The 22,435-nt window shown below is 66.1% G+C and carries 21 protein-coding genes; 2 read left to right on the top strand and 19 right to left on the bottom strand.

The window, feature by feature from the left end:
* Positions 1-13: 13 nt before the first annotated feature.
* The gene (locus AAHS21_RS09795; RefSeq protein WP_342927461.1) at positions 14-787 is read right to left on the bottom strand and encodes a TIGR03084 family metal-binding protein; all 774 of its coding nucleotides are present in this window, start codon (positions 785-787) and stop codon (positions 14-16) included.
* 9 nt (positions 788-796) lie between these two features.
* On the bottom strand, positions 797-2,134 hold the full coding sequence (locus AAHS21_RS09800) for an MFS transporter (protein ID WP_342927462.1): 1,338 nt from the start codon (positions 2,132-2,134) through the stop codon (positions 797-799).
* Positions 2,135-2,222: 88 nt separating this feature from the next.
* Here AAHS21_RS09800 and AAHS21_RS09805 point away from each other — a divergent pair, with 88 nt between their 5' ends.
* On the top strand, positions 2,223-2,831 hold the full coding sequence (locus tag AAHS21_RS09805; protein ID WP_342927515.1) for a YqgE/AlgH family protein: 609 nt from the start codon (positions 2,223-2,225) through the stop codon (positions 2,829-2,831).
* On the opposite strand, the gene AAHS21_RS09810 is transcribed toward AAHS21_RS09805, so the two are convergent.
* From AAHS21_RS09810 to AAHS21_RS09820, 3 genes are all read right to left on the bottom strand, one after another.
* Positions 2,828-3,832 carry a bile acid:sodium symporter family protein gene (locus AAHS21_RS09810; RefSeq protein WP_342927463.1) on the bottom strand — a complete coding sequence of 335 codons (1,005 nt, stop codon included), beginning with the start codon at positions 3,830-3,832 and terminating at the stop codon, positions 2,828-2,830. The genes AAHS21_RS09805 and AAHS21_RS09810 overlap by 4 nt on opposite strands.
* 25 nt (positions 3,833-3,857) lie before the next feature.
* Entirely contained in the window at positions 3,858-4,199 is a 342-nt protein-coding gene (locus AAHS21_RS09815) for a hypothetical protein (RefSeq protein WP_342927464.1), read from the bottom strand.
* Positions 4,200-4,267: 68 nt separating this feature from the next.
* Positions 4,268-5,431 (bottom strand): LpqN/LpqT family lipoprotein, encoded by a 1,164-nt coding sequence (locus tag AAHS21_RS09820; protein ID WP_342927465.1) that lies wholly within the window; start codon positions 5,429-5,431, stop codon positions 4,268-4,270.
* Between the two features lie 187 nt (positions 5,432-5,618).
* Between AAHS21_RS09820 and leuS the strand changes: the two genes are divergently transcribed.
* Positions 5,619-8,534, top strand: coding sequence for a leucine--tRNA ligase (gene leuS / locus AAHS21_RS09825; RefSeq protein WP_342927466.1), 2,916 nt, complete (start codon positions 5,619-5,621; stop codon positions 8,532-8,534).
* A 6-nt stretch (positions 8,535-8,540) separates the two neighbouring features.
* Here the strand turns inward: leuS and AAHS21_RS09830 are convergent, their stop codons facing one another.
* The 14 genes from AAHS21_RS09830 to AAHS21_RS09895 form a co-directional block, all read right to left on the bottom strand.
* Complete coding sequence (locus tag AAHS21_RS09830) at positions 8,541-9,212, bottom strand: SDR family oxidoreductase (RefSeq protein ID WP_342927467.1); 672 nt, start codon at positions 9,210-9,212, stop codon at positions 8,541-8,543.
* 48 nt (positions 9,213-9,260) lie between these two features.
* On the bottom strand, positions 9,261-9,767 hold the full coding sequence (locus AAHS21_RS09835) for a MarR family transcriptional regulator (protein WP_096290746.1): 507 nt from the start codon (positions 9,765-9,767) through the stop codon (positions 9,261-9,263).
* A 64-nt stretch (positions 9,768-9,831) separates the two neighbouring features.
* Positions 9,832-10,581, bottom strand: a complete 750-nt coding sequence (locus AAHS21_RS09840) for an amino acid ABC transporter ATP-binding protein (protein WP_342927468.1) — start codon at positions 10,579-10,581, stop codon at positions 9,832-9,834.
* Complete coding sequence (locus AAHS21_RS09845) at positions 10,578-12,386, bottom strand: ABC transporter substrate-binding protein/permease (protein ID WP_342927469.1); 1,809 nt, start codon at positions 12,384-12,386, stop codon at positions 10,578-10,580. The genes AAHS21_RS09840 and AAHS21_RS09845 overlap by 4 nt, the downstream gene beginning before the upstream one ends.
* 50 nt (positions 12,387-12,436) lie before the next feature.
* Positions 12,437-13,177, bottom strand: a complete 741-nt coding sequence (locus AAHS21_RS09850) for a GntR family transcriptional regulator (RefSeq protein WP_342927470.1) — start codon at positions 13,175-13,177, stop codon at positions 12,437-12,439.
* A gap of 113 nt (positions 13,178-13,290) precedes the next feature.
* Entirely contained in the window at positions 13,291-14,097 is an 807-nt protein-coding gene (locus AAHS21_RS09855) for an LLM class F420-dependent oxidoreductase (RefSeq protein ID WP_342927471.1), read from the bottom strand.
* A 26-nt stretch (positions 14,098-14,123) separates the two neighbouring features.
* Positions 14,124-15,038 (bottom strand): alpha/beta hydrolase, encoded by a 915-nt coding sequence (locus AAHS21_RS09860; protein WP_342927472.1) that lies wholly within the window; start codon positions 15,036-15,038, stop codon positions 14,124-14,126.
* Between the two features lie 11 nt (positions 15,039-15,049).
* Positions 15,050-16,267 (bottom strand): DUF1214 domain-containing protein, encoded by a 1,218-nt coding sequence (locus tag AAHS21_RS09865; RefSeq protein ID WP_342927473.1) that lies wholly within the window; start codon positions 16,265-16,267, stop codon positions 15,050-15,052.
* Positions 16,268-16,269: 2 nt separating this feature from the next.
* Positions 16,270-17,070 (bottom strand): TIM barrel protein, encoded by an 801-nt coding sequence (locus AAHS21_RS09870; RefSeq protein WP_342927516.1) that lies wholly within the window; start codon positions 17,068-17,070, stop codon positions 16,270-16,272.
* Positions 17,071-17,074: 4 nt separating this feature from the next.
* Positions 17,075-18,244, bottom strand: a complete 1,170-nt coding sequence (locus AAHS21_RS09875; RefSeq protein WP_342927474.1) for a sulfotransferase — start codon at positions 18,242-18,244, stop codon at positions 17,075-17,077.
* Entirely contained in the window at positions 18,241-19,368 is a 1,128-nt protein-coding gene (locus tag AAHS21_RS09880) for an LLM class flavin-dependent oxidoreductase (RefSeq protein WP_342927475.1), read from the bottom strand. The genes AAHS21_RS09875 and AAHS21_RS09880 overlap by 4 nt, the downstream gene beginning before the upstream one ends.
* Positions 19,369-19,669: 301 nt before the next feature.
* Entirely contained in the window at positions 19,670-20,770 is a 1,101-nt protein-coding gene (locus tag AAHS21_RS09885; protein ID WP_342927476.1) for an inositol-3-phosphate synthase, read from the bottom strand.
* Positions 20,771-20,821: 51 nt separating this feature from the next.
* A complete protein-coding gene (locus AAHS21_RS09890; protein WP_096291465.1) occupies positions 20,822-21,364 on the bottom strand; it encodes a PadR family transcriptional regulator in 543 nt (180 codons plus the stop codon).
* 189 nt (positions 21,365-21,553) lie between these two features.
* On the bottom strand, positions 21,554-22,429 hold the full coding sequence (locus AAHS21_RS09895) for a DUF1707 domain-containing protein (protein WP_342927477.1): 876 nt from the start codon (positions 22,427-22,429) through the stop codon (positions 21,554-21,556).
* Positions 22,430-22,435: the final 6 nt, after the last annotated feature.

Consider the following 22,435-nt stretch of genomic DNA (forward strand, 5'->3'; position numbering starts at 1 on the left):
CCTGCCCTCTCGGCTACCGACCGGGCCCGGGCGGGCCGGCGAATGCCTGCGCGATTTCCAGCCACCGCTGTGCGTCGGGCCCGTGTGCGGTGATGTCGAGAGCGCTCAGCGGCCGGCGCTGCGTGACCAGGAAGCAGAAGTCCTCGGCCGCACCGGTGACTCGTTGGGCCGCATCGGCCGGACCCCAGGACCAGACGTCGCCGCCGGGCGCACGCAGCTCGACCAGGAACGGCTCGGCCGGCGGAGCCAGCTCGTTCACCGCGAACGCGTAATCGCGGGTGCGCACCCCCAGATGGGCGATCGAGCGCAGTCGCGCGGTGGGCGCCCGCTTGACGCCGAGCGCATCGGCGACGTCCAGTCCGTGCGCCCAGGTCTCCATCAACCGTGCGGTGGCCATCGACGCCGGGCTCATCGGCGGCCCGAACCACGGCAGCTTCCGGCTCTCGTCGACGGTGAGCAGCGCGTCGTGCAGTCGGCCCCGGGTGGCTCGCCAATCGCTGAGCAGTTGCGCCGGTGGCGTGGCCGCCAGCTCCTCGGCGCCCGCGTCGACAAAGCCGAGGGGGTTTTGCATCGCGCCGGCCAGCACCTCGGCGAACCCCGCCTCGTCGGTGACCGACAGCAGCGCGACCCGGTCGGTCCACAACAGGTGAGCGATCTGGTGTGCGACGCTCCAGCCCGGCGACGGCGTCGGGTCGGCCCAGCGCGCCGCGGCCAGCGGCGCCACCAGCGCGTCGAGATCGTCGCTTTCGGCACGCAGATCGGCCACCATCGGCCCAGCATCAGCCATCTTGACCTCCTAGCGACTGGTCGCCGGCTGACCGCGCCGGCCGACGACACTGTGTACGACGAGCCCGGCCAGGTAGATCGCCGAACCGAACAGCACGAACGTCGGTGCGTGCCCGTCGGCGGGGATCAACATCGCAGCCACCGTGATCGAGACGATGAACGACACCCAGAACAGCGCATCCTGCACCGCGAACACGTGGCCGCGCAGCGCGTCGTCGACATCCATCTGCATCGCCGAGTCGGCGCACAGCTTGATCATTTGGCCGGTGATGCCGAGGAAGAAGCTGCAGCCCACCATGACCGGCAGTGTCAGCCCCACTCCGGCCAGTTGGACCAGCGCGGCGGCGGCCAAGGCGCCGTTCGCGGCCGTGTAGCGTCCCCAGCGCCGCACCGCCGGTGGGGTCAGCACAGTGGCGACGAACGAACCAAGCCCCGACGCGGCGAAGAACACCAGCGCGATCCCCAGCCCGCCGACCGCGGGGTTCTTCGTGTGGTGCGCCAGCAGCAGGATCACCAACGAGTTGATCCCGACCACCATTCGATGCGACGCCAATCCGGACAACGCGGCAGCGACCGTCGGCGTAGACACCACCGTGCGCGCACCGTGCAACCATCCGGTGATCACCGCGTAGATCACCGATCCGTGAATCGCCCGCTTGGTGTCGTCCGGTCCCAGCACCCGTGGGCCGAACCGCAGGGACAGCAGCAGTGCGCCGCACACCGGAATCAACGCCATGAAGATGATGACGGATGCGCCCCGATCGCTGCCGCCGACAAACCATCGCGGTACCAGCATGAAGTTGGCGCCGAAGAAGGCCGCGATGGCGCCGGAGGCGGTGGCGAGCGAGTTCATCGTCACCACCTGCTCGCGCGGCACCACGTGCGGCAGCGACGCCGACAAACCCGAGGCCACGAACCGGGAAAAGCCGTTGAACAACAACGCACCGAGCAGCAGCGGCATCTCGCCGGCACGGACCGCGAGAATTGTGCCGATCACCAGGATCAGGACCATCCGGCACACATTGGCGCCGACCAGCACCCAGCGTCGGTCCCATCGGTCCATCAGCGCCCCGGCGAACGGTCCCAGTAGCGAATAGGGCAAGAACAGCACCGCGAATGCGAACGCGATCGACAGCGGATCGGCCGCCCGGTCCGGATTGAACAGCAGCGCGCCGGCCACCGTCGCCTGGAAAAGCCCATCACCGAACTGGCTCGCCATGCGCACCTGAATCACCCGCCGGAAATCCGGCATGGCGCGTACCGACTGCCAGAGTTCGACGGGTGCACGCGAGCGCATCCGGGTTTGGAACACAGAACCGACTTCCACCATTGGGCTGGACAAAGACATCGCATGCGACGCCGCAGTACTAACACTACAAATATTTACGCTCGGCGTTTGTTTGTGCCGAGCGATGCTACGGGAGTGCGATGATGGACTGATGCCCCAGCCGGAAGATCCCGAAGACTACATCGCACCCGCTGCTCAGCGGGTGCGTGCGGGTACTTTGCTGCTGGCCAATACCGATCTCCTCGAACCGACGTTTCGGCGCAGTGTCATTTACATCGTCGAGCACAACGACGGCGGCACGCTGGGCGTGGTTCTCAACCGGTCCAGCGAGACCGCTGTCTACAACGTGTTGCCGCAGTGGGCCAAACTCGCCGCCAAGCCGAAGACGATGTTCATCGGGGGGCCGGTGAAGCGCGATGCCGCCCTGTGTCTGGCGGCGCTGAGGATCGGGGCGGACCCGCAAGGGGTGCCGGGTTTGCGACATGTCGCGGGACGGATCGTGATGGTCGACCTGGACGCCGAGCCCGATCTGATCGCCCCGCTGGTCGAGGGTGTCCGGATTTACGCCGGATACTCGGGCTGGACCATCGGTCAGCTCGAGGGCGAGATCGAGCGCGATGACTGGATTGTGTTGTCCGCGTTGCCGTCTGACGTTCTCGTCGGGGCGAAGGAAGACCTGTGGGGCCAGGTGTTGCGCCGGCAGCCGTTGCCCCTGTCGTTGCTGGCCACCCACCCGATCGACGTCAGCCGAAACTAGCGCTCCTCCCCCACCTGCGACGGTGCCGGCGTTTGGTCGGCTTCCCGCGCAAGCCTGGCGGCGATCACCGCGCACACCACCAGCTGGATCTGGTGGAAGATCATCAGCGGCAACATCGTCAGGCCCACGATGTTGCCGGGGAAAAACACCAGCGCCATCGGCAGCCCGGACGCCAGGCTCTTCTTCGAGCCACAGAACAGCAGCACGATCGCATCGGCGCGGTCCAGTCGCGCGATTCGGCCGGTCAGTGTCGTGGCGACGAGCACGATGGCGAGCAGTCCCGTCGCGACCAAGGCCACCAGGATCAAGCGCCAGACGTCGACACTGAACCAGATGCCCTCGACCACGCCCATCGAGAAGGCGGTGTAGACGACCAGCAGGATGGATCCGCGGTCGACGACCTTGAGCACCGCCGCATAGCGGCGGATCAATCCCGCGATCCAGGGCCGTGCCAGCTGGCCGGCGCCAAACGGCAATAACAGCTGCATGACGATGTCGCGGATTGAACTGGCGTCCACGTGGACCGCGCCGCTGGTGTTCATCAGCAACACCACCAGCAGCGGGGTCAGCACGATGCCGAGGATGTTCGACAGCGACGCGCTGACGATTGCGGCCGAAACGTGGCCCCGCGCAATTGAAGTGAACGCGATCGACGACTGCACGGTCGACGGGACCAGGCACAGGAACAGCAGGCCGTTGTAGAGGTCCATCGTCAGGACCGAGGGCACCAACGCCCGAGCGGCCAGCCCCAGCAGCGGGAACAGCACGAACGTCGTGGCCAGCACCAGCAGGTGCAGACGCCATTGCCGCACGCCGTGCCAGGCCTGCTGCGGCGACAGTCGGGCGCCGTATAGGAAGAACAGCAGCGCGATCGCGGACTCGGCGGCCAGCGACGCCACCTTCGCGGCATCGCCGTGGGCGGGGAAGAGGGAGGCGATCGCGACGGTGGTGGCCAGAGCCAGCAGAAACAGATCGAAGATCGCCGACAAGCGCCTCAGCATGCCGGCCTATCGTCGGGGCATTTCGTCAGTGGCAGGACTGTGTGCAGAAGCTGCACTCGCCGGCGCAGCTGGGTGCGGTGGCCTCCTGGCGCAGCGCGAAGCGCGCGCTCTGCCACGAGCCGGCGGCCAGCGTGCCGAGGGCGCCGGCCACGCAGACGATCAGCACCACGAACGCGGTGTGCGCCGAGGCGGCCAGTGCCACCACACCGCCGGCGGTCAGCATCACCGCGGCCGCCAACTGCGTCGGCGCCATGGCGCGCAATGCCAGTTGCGTGCCGTCGACGGCGTGGTTGTGAGACAGCGACCACGCTCCGAACCCGGCGGAAGCTACCGCCGCACACACGCACACCACCCCAGCGATCAGCATTGCCTCACAATACGAGGCCGGTCACCGATCCGCGCGCCGGGCTCCACAACCCTTGTGTCGGCGCCGAATTAGCGCGAGCCGAGGTTGCTGAAGTTCGGCAGCGGCGGAAGCCCGGGTACGAGGGACAACAGATTGGGCGCGGGCTGCGGGGAGGGTGCCAGGTTGGGCGCCGCCAGCTGTGCGGGAAGCCGGGCCGGCACACCAATGGGAGCCTGGACCGGAGCTTGCGCGGGAACGGCGACCGGAGCCTGTGCGGGAACGGCGACCGGGGCTTGCGCGGGAGCGGCGGCGGGGGCTTGCGCCGGAACGGCGGCCGCCTGCGCCGGAAGCGCAACGGGCGCGGCAGTCGGGGCGGCGGGGGCAGGTGCGGCGGACCCGGGCGCGGCCACCCTGAATCCGTTGATGATCGCGTCGGTGGCGGGCGCGTCACCGACCGCGACGGCCCGGTCGGTGGTCACCGACAGCGACACCAGGTAGGTGTCGTGGCCCGAGGTGGCGAGAACGTGACGGCGCGAGGTGTTCAGCGTCATATCGCCCTCGCGGTAGGTGCCTTCGATCACCGACGACGGGAACCCGTCGAAGTCGGCCATCGAGGCGTTGGTCGACTGCCAGGCCAGCAGCTTCTGGCTGTCGACGTAGCCGTGCGAGATGGCTTCTCGGGGATCGAAGTTACCGACCAGCTTGTAGACCACGACTTGGGCGTTTGATGTGTAGACGCTGCTGCCCTGCCGGTCGGCGATCACCGCGAATGCGTCGGGCACATTGGGGTCGGGTACCTGGGTCCAGCGCGGAGGCACCGGCAGCGTGATGTCGAGCGCCTTGAAACCCTGCGGCTTTTGCGGCTCGAGCTTGACGCCCTTGGATTGGAAGTAGTCGCGCAGCGTCCCGGAGGACGCCGGCGCGATGGCCGGCTGGGCCGGCGCGACCGCGGCGGCGTTAGGCGTCGCGGCCGGAGCCGCGATGCTGTTAGGTGCCATGGGCGCGGAGGCCAGGCTCGGCGGCGCGAACGGGTTCGCCGACGGCGGGGTGGGGACGAACCGGTTGCTGTTAGCCGTGCCGGGAGCAGGTGCCGGCGGGTAGTACTGGTTCGCCGGCACCGGCACGATGGGTCCCGGGGGAACAGGCACCAGAGGATCGGCCGAAGCCGTCGCACCTGAGAACAGGGCGAACCCGATCACACCGGCGGCAAAACCGCCTGCGACTACGCGCCAGGGGGCGGCGATCTGCGTCATCTCTGTCGGTCCTTCCGAATGGCCGGTCTACCGGCATCCGTCGTATAGAGGCCGACTGTAACCAGAGGTCAAAGGCGCTGGACAGGGCCGAAATAGAGCTGGGATGAACCTCTGATCTGTGCGCAACGCAACCTTTATCAACCTGTGGCCGGCGGGCCCGGCAAGTCGGTCCTTATACGCTGTTCACGTGACCCAACCGCCGACCACCTCGTCGCCGAGCATCCCCGCGGGTGCCCAGACGGAGTCCGACGCGCCGCCATTCCGTTACACCGCGGAGCTGGCCGGCAGTATTGAGGGCACCTGGCAGGACAACTGGACGCGGCTCGGGACATTCAATGTGCCCAACCCGGTGGGGTCGCTGGCGCCGACCGACGGCACCCCGGTGCCCGACGACAAATTGTTCGTGCAGGACATGTTCCCCTATCCGTCAGGGGACGGGCTGCACGTCGGACACCCCTTGGGCTACATCGCCACCGACGTCTACGCACGCTATTTCCGGATGATCGGCCGTAATGTCCTGCACGCCTTAGGTTTTGATGCGTTTGGGCTGCCCGCTGAGCAATATGCGGTGCAAACCGGTACCCATCCGCGCACCAGAACCGAGGCCAACATCGTCAACTTCCGCCGGCAGCTGGGCCGGTTGGGCCTCGGGCACGACAGTCGGCGATCCTTTTCGACCACCGACGTCGAGTTCTACAAGTGGACGCAATGGATCTTCTTGCAGATCTACAACGCGTGGTTCGACACCGCGGTCGCCAAGGCCCGTCCGATCGCCGAGCTGATCGCCGAATTCGATTCCGGTGCGCGTCGTCTCGACGACGGCCGGGACTGGGCGACCTTGTCGGCGGGGGAGCGTGCCGACGTGATCGACAGCTACCGGCTGGTGTACCGGGCCGACTCGATGGTGAACTGGTGCCCCGGCCTGGGTACGGTGCTGGCCAACGAAGAGGTCACCTCCGACGGCCGCAGCGACCGCGGCAACTTCCCGGTGTTCCGGAAACGGTTGCGGCAGTGGATGATGCGGATTACCGCGTACTCAGACCGCCTGCTCGACGACCTGGAAGTGCTGGACTGGCCCGATCAGGTCAAGTCCATGCAGCGCAACTGGATCGGCCGTTCCACCGGCGCGGAGGCATTGTTCGCGGCGACCATTCTCAATGGCGACCGCAAGGGTTCCGACGTCGACATCGATGTGTTCACCACGCGGCCCGACACCTTGTTCGGCGCAACCTATCTGGTGCTGGCTCCTGAGCACGACCTGGTGGACGAACTCGTCGCCGCCGCCTGGCCGGACGGCGTGGACCCCGGCTGGACGTACGGCGCCGCCACGCCCGCGGAAGCCGTCGCAGCCTACCGCCGTGCGATCGCCGCGAAGTCGGACCTCGAGCGCCAGGAGAGCAAGGAGAAGACCGGCGTCTTCCTGGGCAGCTTTGCGACCAATCCGGCCAACGGGAAGCCGGTGCCGGTGTTCATCGCCGACTACGTACTGGTGGGCTACGGCACCGGGGCCATCATGGCGGTGCCGGGCCACGATCAACGGGACTGGGATTTTGCCAGCGCATTCCGCCTGCCGATCGTGGAAGTCATTGCCGGTGGCGATATTTCAGAATCGGCATATGCGGGCGACGGCGAGCTGGTGAATTCCGGCTACCTCGACGGAATGGATGTCGCGGCGGCCAAGGAAGCCATCACCGCCCGGCTGGAGTCCGAGGGTCGCGGCCGGGCGCGAATCGAATTCAAGTTGCGGGACTGGCTTTTCGCCCGACAGCGGTATTGGGGCGAACCGTTCCCCATCGTGTACGACGACGAGGGACGCCCGCACGCGCTGAACGAGGCCGCGCTTCCGGTGGAGCTGCCCGACATCCCGGACTATTCGCCGGTGCTGTTCGACCCCGACGACGCCGACAGCGAGCCGTCTCCGCCGCTGGGCAAAGCCACCGACTGGGTGCACGTCGAGCTCGACTTGGGCGACGGTCTCAAGCCTTACAGTCGCGACACCAATGTGATGCCGCAGTGGGCCGGCAGTTCCTGGTACGAGTTGCGCTACACCGATCCGCATAACTCAGAACGGTTCTGCGCCAAGGAGAATGAGGCGTATTGGATGGGTCCGCGGCCGGCCGAGCACGGCGCGCAGGACCCCGGCGGCGTCGACTTGTATGTCGGGGGAGCAGAGCATGCGGTGCTGCACCTGCTTTACGCCAGGTTCTGGCATAAGGTCCTCTACGACCTGGGTCACGTCAGTTCGCGAGAGCCATACCGCCGGTTGGTCAATCAGGGTTACATACAAGCGTTTGCCTACACCGATTCGCGCGGCTCATACGTCGCGGCCGACGAGGTGATCGAGCGGGACAACAAGTTCTTTTACCCGGGGCCGGACGGCGAGATCGAGGTCTTTCAGGAATTCGGCAAAATCGGCAAGAGCCTGAAGAATTCGATCTCACCGGACACCATCTGTGACGAGTATGGTGCTGACACGCTGCGGGTGTATGAGATGTCGATGGGCCCGCTGGAGGCTTCCCGGCCGTGGGCGACCAAGGACGTGATCGGTGCGCACCGTTTCTTGCAGCGGGTCTGGCGGTTGGTGGTCGACGAGAACACCGGCGAATCCCGGGTGGCCGACGAACAGCAGCTGAACACCGAGACCCTGCGCGCGCTGCATCGGACCATCGAGGGTGTCGCGGAAGACTATGCGGCCCTGCGGAATAACACGGCCGCGGCCAAGCTGATCGAGTACACCAATCACCTCACCAAGGAGCACCGCGGCGCGGTGCCCCGCGCTGCGGTCGAACCGCTGGTGCTGATGCTGGCACCGCTGGCCCCGCACTTGGCCGAGGAGTTGTGGTCGCGGCTGGGGCACACCACGTCGCTGGCGCACGGCCCCTTCCCGGAAGCCGACCCGGCTTACCTGGTGGACGACACCGTCGAGTACCCGGTACAGGTCAACGGCAAAGTGCGCGGACGGGTGGTGGTGGCCGCCAACGCCGATGACGCCACTCTGAAAGCCGCCGCACTGGGGGATGAAAAGGTCCAGGCGTTCTTGGCCGGTGCCACCCCCCGCAAGGTGATCGTGGTCGCCGGCCGGTTGGTCAACCTGGTCGTCTGACGCCGATTACCGTCGGCCCGGCCGCAGCACCACCTCATGGACGTGGCCGTCGCGTGGCGTGGCCACCGTTTGAGCGACGGCGGCGGCGACGGTTTCGGGCTGCAAGAATTTATCGGCGTCGTACTCACCGCCCTCGAACGCGACCAGTTCGCGTTGCATCTCGGTGTCGGTGCGGCCGGGAAATATCGTGGTGACCCGCAGGTCTGGTTCATCGATGCGCAGCGAGTCGGCGAACGCGCGTAATGCGAACTTGCTGGCCGAATAGGACGCCATACCTGGTGAAACCGCGCGTCCCGCTCCGGAGTTGATGAACACCACCTGGCCACGAGCACTGCGCAGGGCAGGCAACAGCTCCAGCGTAAGAGCCACCGCCCCAAAGACATTCACGCTGAAGGTGGCGCGCCATTCGTCGACATGCGACTCGGCGACCCGGCCCGGGACGGACACCCCCGCGTTGTGCACCAGCACGTCGAGCGCATCCACGATTTCGCATGCGGCCGCGATCTCATCGATGTCGGTCAAGTCCAGCGGGAAGGTCGTGGCGCCCAGCCGCTCCGCGACGGCGTCGAGCCGGGTGGAGGGCCGGCCGGCCAGCAGCAACGTATGCGTCGGGGCCAGCGCGGTGGCGATGGCCGAACCGATACCTCCGCCGGCGCCAGTAATGAGTGCAGTTGGCATGCAGCTTAGTCTACGGAAGGCGCCAATGCCGTTGGAGAACAGGTACTTTCAGGCGCGTTTGCGTGCGGGAGGCTCTCCGCCGGCAGGACCCGACGTCGGCTCACCCGAGGCCAGGCGCTCCAGCGGTGCCAGCGCCTTGGTCAGCATGTTCAGATCGGATTCGTTGAGCTGGCTGAGCAGCGCGGCCAGGGCCGCGTGCCGATTAGCGAGCGACTCGGCGTGAACGGCCCGGCCGCGCGGCGTGATGTCGACCAGCACGGCCCGCAGGTCGGACGGGTCGCGCGAGCGCTTCACCAATCCGATCTTCTCCAGCCGGCGGATCGCCACTGTCGTGGTGGGCGTCCGTACCCGTTCGTGTGCGGCCAGATCCGTCATCCGGATCGGGCCTTGATCGAGCAAGGTCACCAGGATCGACAGCTGCGCCAAGGTCAAATCGCCCGCCACCACACCACTGGGGTCGCCGCGGCGCAGTATCGAAAACAGTTTGGACAGCGCGCGGTGCAAGCCTTCCGCAAGCTCGGTCACCTCGGCCGCGGTGGAGTCGCTGTCCGCCATAAGTCGGCAGTCTAGCCCGATATGGGGGTCGTACAAGGTAGCTACGGCGACTATTTTTAGCCCGTCAAAGCACTTGGGACAGGAATCGCTGCAGTCTTTCGGTCTTAGCCGCTTCGAATATCTGCTCTGGTGGCCCGGATTCCACCACCTTGCCGCGATCCATGAACACCACAATGTCTGACGCCGACCGGGCGAAATCCATTTCGTGCGTGACTACAATCATCGTCATACCGCCGGCGCCGAGGTCGGCGATGAGCTGCAAGGCCCCCTTGACCATCTCCGGATCAAGCGCGGACGTCGCCTCGTCGAAGAACATCACCTGCGGCCCCATGGCCAATGCCCGGGCGATCGCAACCCGTTGCTGTTGTCCCCCGGACAGCATGCCGGGGCGGGCACCGGCCTTGTGCTTCAGGCCAACTCGCTCCAGCTGAGTCAACGCGAGTTCCTTGGCCTCGTCCGCGGACAGCCCGCGTAACTTGCGCGGGCCCAGCGCCACGTTCTTGAGAATGCTCAGATGCGGGAACAGGTTGTAATGCTGGAACACCATGCCGATGCGCTGACGCAGTTCGTCGGGATCGTCGTGCAGCACCGAGCGTCCGTCGAGCAGGATGTCGCCCTCGTCGGGTTCGTAGAGTCGATTAAGCGCGCGCAGCAGAGTCGACTTACCCGAACCCGACGGTCCCACGACAGCCACCGTGTTGCCCGCGGGGGCTTCGAAGCTGACGCCGCGCAGAACCTTGTTGCCGCCGAGGGTCTTGTGAATGTCCCTGGCTTCCAACGAGACTGAGGCGTGGCCTGCGGTGGCGTCGGTCATGTCATTCCTGGGCCGAGGGTGGAGCTGACCATGGCGGCGGACTCTTCTGACTCGCCGCTGGAGCCGCCGCGGCGCAGCCGCGCGTCGATGTAATTCACCAAATGCGTTAACGGAACAGTCAATAACAAATAGAAGAGGCCAGCGGCCACCAACGGCGACAAGTTGCCGGTCTGCGCATTGAGGTCGCGGCCCACTTGAAACAGCTCTCGCTCCTGTGCCACCAGACCCAGGAAGTACACCAGCGCCGAGCCCTTCAGCAACGCGATGGCCTGATTGACCAGCGCGGGCAACACCCGCCGGACGCCTTGCGGCACCACGACCAGCCGCATCGCGGCCGGATAGCTGAATCCCAGTGCCCGCGCGGCCTCCAGCTGGCCGGAGTCGACGCTCTGGATTCCTGAGCGCAAAATCTCGCCGATGTAGGCGGCCGCCATCAATCCCAGCGCGGCGATACCCAACGGATACGGGTTGTTGTTCGTCAGCCCACCCACGAGCGGTCCGATCCCCATCCCGATGATCAAGATGATTACCACTTCGGGAAGACCGCGGAAGATATCGGTATAGATCCGTGCCGGCCAGCGCAGCCACCATGAGTTCGACATGCCCGCCATGGCCAGCACCATGCCGAGCACCAGCCCGATCGCCAGCGCGCTGTTAGTCAGGATCAACGTGTTGGGCAGCCCCGTCATAAGCAAAGCGGGAACCGCTTGTTTGTACAGATCCCAGTCCAGGAACTGGTCGCGCAGTTGCGCCAGTACGGATTTCGGGGCTGGCGGGTGCATCGACTTGTGGTGGTTGCTTGCCGCTATCGCGGCGAAGTCCGGCAGGTGCGGAGCCGGGGCAGCGCGGGATCCGGGTTTCCAGCCAGGTGGCAAAGGGCGCGGAACCCATTCCGAGTAGAGCTTCGACCACGTGCCGTCGGCGATGACGGCGTCGAGCGCGGAGTTCAGCGCGGAGATCAGCGCCGGGTTGTCGTTGGCAACCGGGTACGCGACGAAGTCGCCGGGGCTGAATTCGTTGGCCACGACCACTGCCGGATCGCCGGGGTGCATCACGTTGGCGGCCAGCGCTGCCGGCGCTACCCAGGCATCGATTTGGCGGGTCTTGAGACTGGCGTACACAGTGGCGAAGCCGGGGTACTTCACCGGCTGCAGGTGCAGGTTGTCGACGACGTACGACTCCTCGACGGTGCCCTGGACGACGCCGATTCGTTGCCCCGCGGCGAGATCACTGAAGCTTTTGATCGGCGATCCGGGGGGCACGATCAGCGCGTAGTAGCCGAAGTCGTAGCCGTTGGTAAACCCGACAGTGCGCCGCCGGGCGGCGGTGGCTTTCACCGATGACGAGCCCACGTCGAAGCGCCGCGACGCCACTTCGGCCAGCAGTGCGGAGAAATCGGTGCTGGCGAAACGGACTTGCAGGCCCAGCTTTTTGGCCATCGCTGCCAGCAGCTGATTGTCGAATCCGCTAAAGGTGCCGTTGGCGTCAACACAGACCGAGGGCGGGGCATCCGACAACGTGCCGACGTTGAGAACGCCGGGTGAATTCAGGCCCAGCGAATTGACGTTGATCTCGCTGAGCGGTTCCACGGAGGCGGTCGTGTGGTCGTCGTCGCGTCCGACGCCGCCGATGGTGGTCAGGTCTTTCGGTAAGGCGGACGCGCTCTCGGGTCCGCCCGGCGCGCACTGGTTTCGGTCGGCGAACGCGGGTCCGGCCAGCACCAGGCCGACCACGATCAAAATTGTCGCGGTTAGTCCGAACAGCTTGGCTCCGCGCTTCGCGCGCGGGCCTTCGCACGAGTTCATCACCGCCACCGTATCGACCGGGCGGCAACTCGTCGCGGCGAGAGTCGATTTTAGAGTGCCATCGACGGCTCGGCGCAGACCGCCTCCGTCTTCGGCAGAACCGAAAGCGGCGCCGAAACAACCCGGCGAACGTCGTCGGGTGCGGCGAAAACCCTGCGCCGGAACAGTTCGGCCAGCATGGTTTGCGCCATCAGGTAGGCGCGGCCGACGCATGCCGCCCGCGCGGCGTCCGGATCACGGCGGCGGATCGCGGCCGTTTCGTCCTCGTAGTAGGGCAGTACGTCGTCGCGATTGTTGTGGTAGCTCAACCAGAACGCGTGCGGGATGAGGTCTTGCGAGGCCCGGATAGTGGCGTGTAGTCGCGGCCCGGCGTATTCGTCGTTGACGGCGCGCCGGTACTCCGCGGTGAGTTCGGAAAAGACCCGGGAGTCTTTCGCGATGCGCATCGCGCGCATCAGCGCATCGAGCTCGCCCAGGATCCGCGGCGTCGGGTTGCTCGCAGCTCGAGCTGAGGCGATGCCGTTGAGCATGCCGTCAAGCTCGTGATGCTCGAGGACGGTGGATTCGTCGAATCGCTCGACGAACGCACCCCGGTGATAGCGGGTCGAAACGACGCCATCGTGCTCGAGCTGGATCAGGGCCTCTTGAATCGGCACGCGACTGACTCCCAAGCCGAGCGCGATCTCGTTGCGGTCGACGCGGTCGCCGCTGCGCAGCTTGCCCGTCAGCACCAGGTTCAGGATGTGGTTGACAACCTGATCCTTTTCTTTGACCCCATATTTCTTCGGCATGAGTCTCTTTCAAGTCTGTTGCAGTTCCGCACCAGCGATCAGCGGTGGAAAGCTTCTCATGTATTTGCGCATTCATAAAGGTGTTTGGCGGATGAATTGGAGGCGAACCCCAACTAACGCGCGTCGCGCCAGCGGCACAATGCCTCGGCCGCGGCAAGGTCGTAATCGGGACCGTTGACGCCGACCGTCAGCAGCGTGACCCCCAACGCGGTAAGCCCCTCGGCGTTGGCGATCAACCCGTCGACCCCTTCGCCGCGGCGCACGCCGCTGTTGTCCTCCACGCCGGCCGACCGCTCGATCGTGGCCGGGTCGCGGCCTACCGCGGCGCAATGCTCTTCCAGCACGGCCGCGGCCGCCGGGTAGGTGTCGACCGTGGTGAAGCCGTGCCAGATGTCGGCATACTTGGCAACCAGTCGCAGGGTCTTTCGCGGACCCTTGCCGCCGATCAGTATCGGGATGTCGCGGGTGGGCGCGGGATTGAGTTTGGCCAGCCGCGACGTGATCCGGGGGAAGGCTGCGGCCAGGTCGTCGAGGCGGCTGGCCGCGGTACCGAATTCGTAGCCGTACTCGTCGTAGTCCTTTTCCTTCCAACCGGATCCGATACCCAGGATCAACCGGCCCTCGGAAATGTGGTCGACGGTGCGCGCCATGTCGGCCAGCAGCTCCGGATTGCGATACGAGTTGCACGTCACCAGCGCGCCGAATTCGATGCGTGACGTTTGCTCGGCCCAGGCCGCCAGCACCGTCCAGCATTCGAAATGCGCGCCGTCGGGATCACCGTAGAGCGGGAAGAAGTGGTCCCAGGTGAATGCGACGTCGACACCCATGTCCTCGCAGCGCCGCACGGCGTCGCGGATGTGGCGGTATTCGGGCGCGTGCTGCGGCTGCAGTTGTACACCGATGCGAACGGGATGGGTCATACGACCACCGTAGGAGTCGCAGCCTCTCAGTGTGCGTGGAGGACCCCGGTCAACAGTTCGATCAGTGCGCGGGGCTGATCGCTTTGCACGGAATGTCCGGAGTTTTCGACAACGTGAGCCTGACGGAAATGCGTTGCGCGGTTGGCGAGTTCGGCCGCGTCCTCGTCGGTGACGAAGGGTGATGAGCCGCCGCGCACCAGGGTGACGGGTGCGGTCAGCGCGTCGACGTCGTTCCATAGATCACCGAAGTCGGGAACTTTGCGAATGGTGTCGTAGCGCCACGCCCAGTTCCCGTTGTCGAGGCGTCGGGAATTGTGGAAGACACCGCGGCGCAGTGCCTTGACCTCGCGGTGTGGTGCCGCGGCGATCGTCAGGTCGAGCATGGCCTGGAAGCTGGGGAACTCGCGCTCGCCCTGTACCAGGGCGACGGTGCCCTGCTGCTCGGTGGTCAGCTCGGCGTAGCGGTGCAATGCCGACGGGGTGACGTCGACGAGAACGAGTTCGCGCACCAGTTCTGGCGCGATCGCGCCGACCCGGATCCCCGTCAGCCCGCCCAGCGACATGCCCACGATCAGTTCGGCATCGGGTGCGAAGTCGCGCAGTACCGGCGCCACGGCATCGGCGTTGTGCTGCGGCGAGTAGTCGCCGTCTTCGCGCCAGCCGGAATGGCCGTGGCCGGGCAGGTCGACCGCCAGCGCCGGCACCCCGAGCCCGACGATGACGGTGTCCCAGGTGTGGGCGTTCTGTCCGCCACCGTGCAGAAAGACGATCCGTGGCGCAGTGCCGCCCCAGCGCAGCGCGCTGATGGAGCCGTTCGGCGTGTCGGCCTCGATCCGTTCCACGTCCGGCAGCGGACCGCTGACGCCGGCCTGCTCGGCGTTCTCGGACAGCAGCGAGAATTCGGACAGCCCGGCCAGTTCGTCTTCGGAGATCTCGGTCACGATCTTTGAGATTAGAGGAAGTAACGGCGCCGAATGCCGTGGAATCGCTCCCACATCGCGGCGCTGCGCTGCGCGATGCCCACGGTCGCGGTGTCCGGCGGGAGCACGCGCGCGATGTTTTCGTGTTTGACGACTCTGGTCTCCAGCACGGCGGGCTCGCCCTCGAGCATGTGGCGATAGGTCAGGTTCCCGCGCTCGAAGCCCTGGGTGTCCAGCCAGTTGTGGACATTCGGATCACGATGCGCCATGACCAGTCGGATGCGTCCGTCGCCATCGATTGCGGTGCGACTCGGGGTGTAGCTCACCGGGCGGTAGAGGTAGTCCATGCTGTTGAAGAAGACGCCCATGTTGGTGAACATCCACAGTCCGTCGTGGGCGTCGAATTCGACGATCAGCGCCTCGTCGGGCGCGAGCTCCCAGTACATGTTGGCGGCGGCGCGGCCGCGCTTGCCGTCCGCTTCAGGTGTGCCGGCTTTGGTGAGGGCGGGAAACACGTTGGGATGCTCGGCGTCGACGCCGCCATAGGTGAACGGGAACTCGGGCCAGTCCGACATCAGACCGGTGACGAATTCGCCGGCCCATTCCATCGCCTCGATCATGGCCCGAGGGCTGGGCAGCGGTTTGGGGTCGGCCATGTCGACCCGTTCGATCCGCAGCTGGGCGGGCAGCTCATCCCAGGCGTCGAATCCCTGGCGGATGAACAGCTTTCGCGATTGCCCGGTGGTGGGTAGCCAGTTGGGGCCGCGCTCGGGCCCACCGATGTAGATCTCGAATTCACCGTTGTCCCCGACCTGGAGTTGACGACCGAACAGGTTGGACTCGGGCGTGTCACCGAACGGCTCGTGCAGCACGCCGGGCCCGGGGAGCCGCTCACCCTGCACGGTGACGTTGAAAAACGGTGCAGTTCCGCGATTTCCGTGTAACCGGTAGGTCGAGTGTCCGTCGATCCACGCCTGCTGGTAGGTGAAATCGGCACAGTCGCCGCCGAGCTTGCGGGTTGGACCACAGAACGCGTGCAGCACCGGGTAGCCGGTGTCGCGGGTCTCGAGCGACAGGTCGAAGGCCTGGCCCAGGTTCTGCGTCAGGAAGCGGAACGCGTCCACCCGGTGCGCCCCCGACGTGGCGTTGGCGTCTTTGAAGACCTGCTCGCCTGCTCGCGCCAGCTGCGCGCAGAACTCAACCCACGCCGAGCGCAGCGCCGCGTCGTCCACACCGTCGCCGAAAGCCATTGTCAGGAACCCAATCTGCTTAACATTGCCCCGACCACGGCGCAGGCGCGGCGGGCGGATGCGAGACGGCCTTCCTGCTCGATTCGCGGTCCGATCAGTTCCAGGTCGAACCCGTTCGAGTAGCCGTTCGCCAGCGCGTTGGCGACGAATCCTTCGATCGGGATCGCGCCGTCGCCGGGGACCGCCCGGCCCGGTAGCGCACGATCGCCGAGTACATAGTCGCTGAGCTGGATGAGCTCGGTTCGCGGCAGGGCCCGCTGCACCATCGCGTCGAAATCGCCCTCAGCCCAGCAGTGAAACACGTCGATGCAGACGCCCAGTCCACTCATCTCGGCCAGCGTAACGGTATCGCGCAGGGTATGGGCCAGATGCAGGTCGGCATACAGGCTGGAGGCGTTCTCGACGGCCAACGCCACACCGGCCTGCTGTGCGTGCGTGACGCAGGGGGCGATCATCGTGCGGAACCGGTCGGCGGCCCGGTTCCACGTGAGCGTATCCCGGCCCCCGGTGAGCAGGTAGATCGTTCGCGCCCCGACGCCGGCCGCGGCGTCGATCACCGGCGCCAGCGCATCCTGCGCGGCCCGCGGGTCGGACGTCAAGCGGCCGCCGGCGAACAGATGATAGATCGCCTCGACGGAATAGTCGTTGCGCTGCAGCAGCTTTGGAAATTCGGGGTCGAGTATTTGGCTGTCCAGGACGCTGAGCCGGGATACGCCCAGCGCCGCCCAGTGGGTCTCCAGCTCGGCCAACTCGGCACCGTAGAACGTGACATTGTGTACGGACAGCCGCGGATGGGCCGGCATTGCGTCAGCCACGATTCTCGATCTCGACGCCGAATCGCTCACGGAATGGCCGGAATTCCGCATGCAGCGCATCGAGATCTTCGCCGATGTCTTTCAACAGCGCAGTGGAGTAGCGGAACTTGCCGTAGCGGTCGCCGCGATTGTTGGCCAGGTAGTCGCGCATCGCCGACTCGGCCTCCGGCGTGACCCGACGGCCGGCGAATGCGTAGTAACGTCGCACCGTCGCCACCTGATCGGCGATGAAGTCGGTGTAGCGGATGTGCTGGATGCGCGGATCGTCCACCATCGGATTGGTCATCGTGTTGGCGACGCCGGCGCGGGTCAACTCCAGATGCATCTTCGCCAGGGCGTGCAGGTCGACCGGGCCGACCATGCCTTCGGCGATGTCGGCCATCATCATGGTGCGCGACGCCGCGACCTGCACCGGGTCGCGGTGCAGCCAGACCAGGGTGGCGTCGGGGTACGCCTCGAACATCTCCTGGAGCCGGAACCCGTGAAAGCCCTTGAGCACCCAGTACTTTCGCGGACGGTTGTACTGCAGCTGTTGCAGCATCGCCTTGTGCAGCCGGTACTGCGCGCTCGCATCGGTGGCCAGCCCGCCGACCAGCGACTGCATCGGAACCCGCCACCACGCCGTCGGCGTCATGACCCGGAAGTCGAAGGCCCAGGTGCGCTCGTCCTCGGGCAGGCCGTCGCCCAGCATGTCGTTGTACGGGTGGCTGTGCAGCCACTTGGGCATCTTCGCGTTGATCTCGCGCCAGTCGGCGTCGGCCCGCGCACGCCGCGGGTCGTCGTCGGCCGCCAGCCCCGGTGGTGGCGACGGGTACATCACCTCCCAGAAGCGCAGCGCCCGCCCGTGTGGATCGACGGACATCAGAGCGTGCATCAACGTTGTCCCCGAACGTGGTTCGCCGGTGACGAACATCGGCGCCTCGATCACTTCGTCGCCGATCGGGTAGCGGTTGCGGTCGTCGATGAATTCCAGCCGCGACGTCAGCAGCCAGCGACATACCTGCGCGGCCGCGGCGGCGCCAGCGGCGTCCATGCCGAGGCTGTTGAGATGATCGACGGCCACGGCGAAGCGTTCCGGCAACGTCCGGTCGCCGTAGTCGTGCAGTCCGGTCTCGGCCTGCGCGGCACGCAGCAGCTCGACAGCGACCAGGTGTGCGCTCACGACAAATCTCCGCACAGCTGCAGCAGTTCATCCTCTGCGGCAAGGACATTCGCGGCCGACGCGGCGGCATACGTCAGGCCGGCCATGGCGCCGTAGTCGAGGATCTTGGGCACCCGCAGTCCCGCGTCCACATAGGTCTTGATGATCTTCGCGACCTCGCGTGCAGTGCCATGCGGCACGACGGCGAGCAGCATCTCGGGTTGCGCGGTGTCCAGGAACGTCAGTATCCGTTCGCGGGTGAGCACCGCGGGATCGATGTCCTGGAAGCCGCGCCAACTCGGGCCCATCGGGTGTTCAAATCCGAAGCCGCGCAATGTCTCTGCCGATACCTGTAGCAAGAATGCCTTGACCAGCGGCGCCTGCAGGATCTCGGCAAGAGCGTCTTCGTCTTCGCCAATGAGGCACACCTGCATGAAGCCCGGCGTGATCGCCATCGGATCGCGGCCGGCGCGCTCGGCGGATCTTCTTACCGCCGAAAGCATCTCGGCGTAATGCTCGGGGGTCCACGCCCCGGCGGGCCACCAACCGTCGGCGTGACGGCCGGCGATGTCGAGCATGCGCGGGCCGCTCGCGCCGATCCAGATCTGGGGGAACCGTCCTTGATACGGCTCGGTGTCCAACCGCGCGTGGTGCAACGTGTAGAACCGCCCCTCGAAGTCGACCGGGCCGTTGCTCTCCCAGAGCAGCCTGATGACCGTCAGGGCTTCCTCGAAACGGCCGACGGGGCGGGAGAAGTCGAAGCCGTACGGCAACGTGTTCTCACTCTCGCCACTGCCCAGGCCGAGGATGAAGCGCCCCTTCGAGAGATGGTCGATGGTCAGCGCGGTCTGGGCGAGCAACGAAGGGTGGCGCCGCACGGTGTCGACTACCGCGCTCACCAGCGGAACGCGCTCGGTCAGCACCGCGGCCGCCGCCGCTACCGACAGGCCGTCGAGATGGCGATGCGGCGACGGCGACGCGGTGGCGAGGTCGGTGAACTCTGGCGTCCAGATCGAGTCCGGCCAAAAGCTGACCATGTGATCGGGCAGCCAGATCGAGTGGTAGCGCCCGCCGTCGAGCTCGGCGAGCCGGGACATATCTAGGGGCAGGGTGGTACGCAGGAACGCGGCGGGCTGAACTTTCATCCGTGACTACGCCTGACTCATCGAGGGGTGCTCCGCGTAATGCTAAGCGACTGCACAGCAAATTGTTGACGGAGTGTGCAATCCCGGCTTCGAGGGTGCGGCCAGGGCGCGGATATAGGGATATTTCAGCCGTGAGCGCACCCTGAAAACCGCCAGCGCAACACTCACGCACAAAAAAGAGTGTGCGGTGAGGTCGCAGTTTCGTTGTGAGACGCGACCTCACCGCACACCCGATGAGTGAATCGAACCGCCCGGTGCGTTCGATTCCGCAGTGCGCCGCAGGGCGGCGCACCAGTTTGAACTAGTCGGCGCCGATGATGAACTCTTCGAGCTGGGCCCGCGCGACATCGTCGGGGAGCTGCTTCGGGGGGCTCTTCATCAGGTAGGCCGATGCCGGCACGACCGGTCCGCCGATGCCACGGTCCTTGGCGATCTTCGCTGCCCGCACCGCGTCGATGATGACGCCGGCCGAGTTCGGTGAGTCCCACACCTCGAGCTTGTACTCCAGGTTCAGCGGCACATCACCGAACGCACGGCCCTCCAGCCGCACGTAGGCCCACTTGCGGTCGTCGAGCCAGCCGACGTGATCGGACGGGCCGATGTGCACGTCCTTGGTCTTGAACTCGCGCTGCAGGTTTGAGGTCACGGCCTGCGTCTTGGAGATCTTCTTGGACTCCAGCCGCTCACGCTCGAGCATGTTGAGGAAGTCCATGTTGCCGCCGACGTTGAGCTGCATGGTGCGGTCCAATTGCACACCGCGGTCCTCGAACAGCTTGGCCATCACGCGGTGCGTGATCGTCGCGCCGACCTGGCTCTTGATGTCGTCACCGACGATCGGGACACCGGCGTCGGTGAACTTCTTGGCCCACACCGGGTCGGAGGCGATGAACACCGGCAGCGCGTTGACGAATGCCACACCGGCGTCGATCGCGCACTGCGCGTAGAACTTGTCGGCCTCCTCGGAGCCCACCGGCAGGTAGGACACCAGGACGTCGACCTTGGCCTCCTTGAGCACCTGGACCACGTCGACGGCCTCGGCGTCGGACACCTCGATGGTGTCGGCGTAGTACTTGCCGATGCCGTCGAGTGTCGGGCCGCGCTGCACCGTCACATTGGTCGGCGGCACGTCGGCGATCTTGATCGTGTTGTTCTCCGACGCGAAGATCGCCTCCGACAGGTCGAAGCCGACCTTCTTGGCGTCCACGTCGAACGCGGCCACGAACTTCACGTCGCGGACGTGGTAGCGGCCGAACGTCACGTGCATCAGACCGGGCACGGTGCTGTTCGGGTCGGCGTCGTAGTAGTACTGGACGCCCTGAACCAGCGACGACGCGCAGTTACCGACGCCGACAATGGCGACTCGAACCTCCGTCGACGCCTGGGGCGCGCTGTGCTCACTCATAGGGCGTTCTCCTTACCTTCAATTACCTATGTCTCGAATGGCCGTGGGTTGTTATGCCTGCTCGGTGAGCCCGGGTGCCGCGCGCTCGGCGGCGATGAGCTCGTTGAGCCACTTGACCTCGCGCTCGCTGGACTCGAGCCCGAGTTGGTGGAGCTGACGGGTGTAGCGGTCGAGTGAGTTGCTGGCCCGCGCAACGGCTTCACGCAGACCCTCCCGGCGTTCCTCGACTTGACGGCGGCGACCTTCGAGGATCCGCATCCGGGCCTCTGCCGGAGTGCGGTTGAAGAAGGCCAGGTGTACCCCGAAGCCGTCGTCGGTGTAGTTGTGCGGACCGGTATCGGCCACCAACTCGCCGAAACGCTGCCGACCCTTCTCGGTCAGCTCGTAGACCCGACGGGCCCGCCGGACCGGAGTCCCGGCCGGCGCCGCGTTCTCGGCGATCAGCCCATCCGCCTGCATGCGCCGTAGCGCCGGATAGAGCGAACCGTACGAAAATGCACGGAACGCACCGAGTAGGCCGGTCAGCCGCTTCCGCAGCTCATAGCCATGCATCGGCGATTCGATCAGGAGCCCAAGGATCGCGAGCTCGAGCATCGAGTCACCTCCTTTGCATAACTGGTTACGTCCTGCCGACGCGTCGCGTAATAGTATCGCCTCGATATATTTGCCACAACACTACCGGGTGTTGGCATGCAGTTTGTCCCCCGGACAGGCACGGAAACCTCGGCGTCGAGTGCAAGCGCGCAAACACGCTCAACGCCGTCAGCGCGCGCCTCGGCCGATTCAGCTGGAGGGGTAGTTCACCCGCTTGACGGTGCCATCACCGGCGAAATCAATCGAACCGCTGCCGTAGTCGCTGGAGACGTACACCGACAGCGTGAGCGAACCGGGCGCGGTCGGATCCTTGGCCGGTTCGACGATCAGGTACGTCGACTTGACCTCGGCCGCCTTGATGCCCAGCGTCTCGGGGGCGCCGCGCATGATGCCGACCGCCGTCTTGACGTCGAACTTGGCCAGGTCGGCCGCGACGGCCTTGGCGTCGGTCCTGGGGGAGACGGTCGGGTCGTCCCAGCCGCCGCGGTAGTCGTAGTCCAGCACCCGGCGGTCGTCGGCCGGATCCGGGCGATAGAAGCTGGCATAGGTGGGATAGACGAGAAGCCGGTAGCCGACCGTGTCCCCGAATTTCTTGCGGGCCTGTTCCAGCAGACCGGTGAGCCCGCCGAGGGATTGCAGTTGTTTGGGTGGGGTCAACACCACGGCCGCGACGCCGTCGGGCTTGGCGCCCGGGTCGGAGGTGAAGTCCAGGGGTGAGCTGGTGTTCCCGTACAGCCCCCAGCCCAGGCCCATGCCGAACAACACCGACACGACCAACGCGGCGATCGCGATGCCGCGCGAGCGGACGGCCGGTGAGGTGGTGGACTTTGCCGCGCGCAGCCGCGCCGGGGTGCTGCCCTGCAGATCCTGCACCAGAAGCTTCAGGTCGCCGAGTGTCACCGCGTTGGTGGCCTTGCTGACGCGCTCGCGATGTTCTTCGCCGGACAGCTCGCCGTCGGCCAGGGCGTTGTCGAGCACCGTGCAGGTGTCTTGCCGGTCGGTGTCTTTGGCGCGGGTCGCGGTGGTCACGCCGCCGCCGAGTGGTGCGCCCAGCCATTTCGCCATGCGGAT

It is taken from the genome of Mycobacterium sp. 050272 (assembly GCF_039023525.1).
In the GTDB taxonomy this organism is placed as follows: domain Bacteria; phylum Actinomycetota; class Actinomycetes; order Mycobacteriales; family Mycobacteriaceae; genus Mycobacterium.

What these genes read in the sequence shown, in the direction of transcription:
- AAHS21_RS09880 (WP_342927475.1), bottom strand. Translation starts at nt 19,368, where the DNA reads ATGAAAGTTCAGCCCGCCGCGTTCCTGCGTACCACCCTGCCCCTAGAT.
- AAHS21_RS09815 (WP_342927464.1), bottom strand. Translation starts at nt 4,199, where the DNA reads ATGCTGATCGCTGGGGTGGTGTGCGTGTGTGCGGCGGTAGCTTCCGCC.
- AAHS21_RS09795 (WP_342927461.1), bottom strand. Translation starts at nt 787, where the DNA reads ATGGCTGATGCTGGGCCGATGGTGGCCGATCTGCGTGCCGAAAGCGAC.
- AAHS21_RS09800 (WP_342927462.1), bottom strand. Translation starts at nt 2,134, where the DNA reads ATGTCTTTGTCCAGCCCAATGGTGGAAGTCGGTTCTGTGTTCCAAACC.
- AAHS21_RS09870 (WP_342927516.1), bottom strand. Translation starts at nt 17,070, where the DNA reads ATGCCGGCCCATCCGCGGCTGTCCGTACACAATGTCACGTTCTACGGT.
- AAHS21_RS09850 (WP_342927470.1), bottom strand. Translation starts at nt 13,177, where the DNA reads ATGCCGAAGAAATATGGGGTCAAAGAAAAGGATCAGGTTGTCAACCAC.
- AAHS21_RS09865 (WP_342927473.1), bottom strand. Translation starts at nt 16,267, where the DNA reads ATGGCTTTCGGCGACGGTGTGGACGACGCGGCGCTGCGCTCGGCGTGG.
- AAHS21_RS09895 (WP_342927477.1), bottom strand. Translation starts at nt 22,429, where the DNA reads ATGGCGAAATGGCTGGGCGCACCACTCGGCGGCGGCGTGACCACCGCG.
- AAHS21_RS09830 (WP_342927467.1), bottom strand. Translation starts at nt 9,212, where the DNA reads ATGCCAACTGCACTCATTACTGGCGCCGGCGGAGGTATCGGTTCGGCC.
- AAHS21_RS09855 (WP_342927471.1), bottom strand. Translation starts at nt 14,097, where the DNA reads ATGACCCATCCCGTTCGCATCGGTGTACAACTGCAGCCGCAGCACGCG.
- AAHS21_RS09840 (WP_342927468.1), bottom strand. Translation starts at nt 10,581, where the DNA reads ATGACCGACGCCACCGCAGGCCACGCCTCAGTCTCGTTGGAAGCCAGG.
- AAHS21_RS09835 (WP_096290746.1), bottom strand. Translation starts at nt 9,767, where the DNA reads ATGGCGGACAGCGACTCCACCGCGGCCGAGGTGACCGAGCTTGCGGAA.
- AAHS21_RS09810 (WP_342927463.1), bottom strand. Translation starts at nt 3,832, where the DNA reads ATGCTGAGGCGCTTGTCGGCGATCTTCGATCTGTTTCTGCTGGCTCTG.
- AAHS21_RS09845 (WP_342927469.1), bottom strand. Translation starts at nt 12,386, where the DNA reads ATGAACTCGTGCGAAGGCCCGCGCGCGAAGCGCGGAGCCAAGCTGTTC.
- AAHS21_RS09820 (WP_342927465.1), bottom strand. Translation starts at nt 5,431, where the DNA reads ATGACGCAGATCGCCGCCCCCTGGCGCGTAGTCGCAGGCGGTTTTGCC.
- AAHS21_RS09885 (WP_342927476.1), bottom strand. Translation starts at nt 20,770, where the DNA reads ATGAGTGAGCACAGCGCGCCCCAGGCGTCGACGGAGGTTCGAGTCGCC.
- AAHS21_RS09890 (WP_096291465.1), bottom strand. Translation starts at nt 21,364, where the DNA reads ATGCTCGAGCTCGCGATCCTTGGGCTCCTGATCGAATCGCCGATGCAT.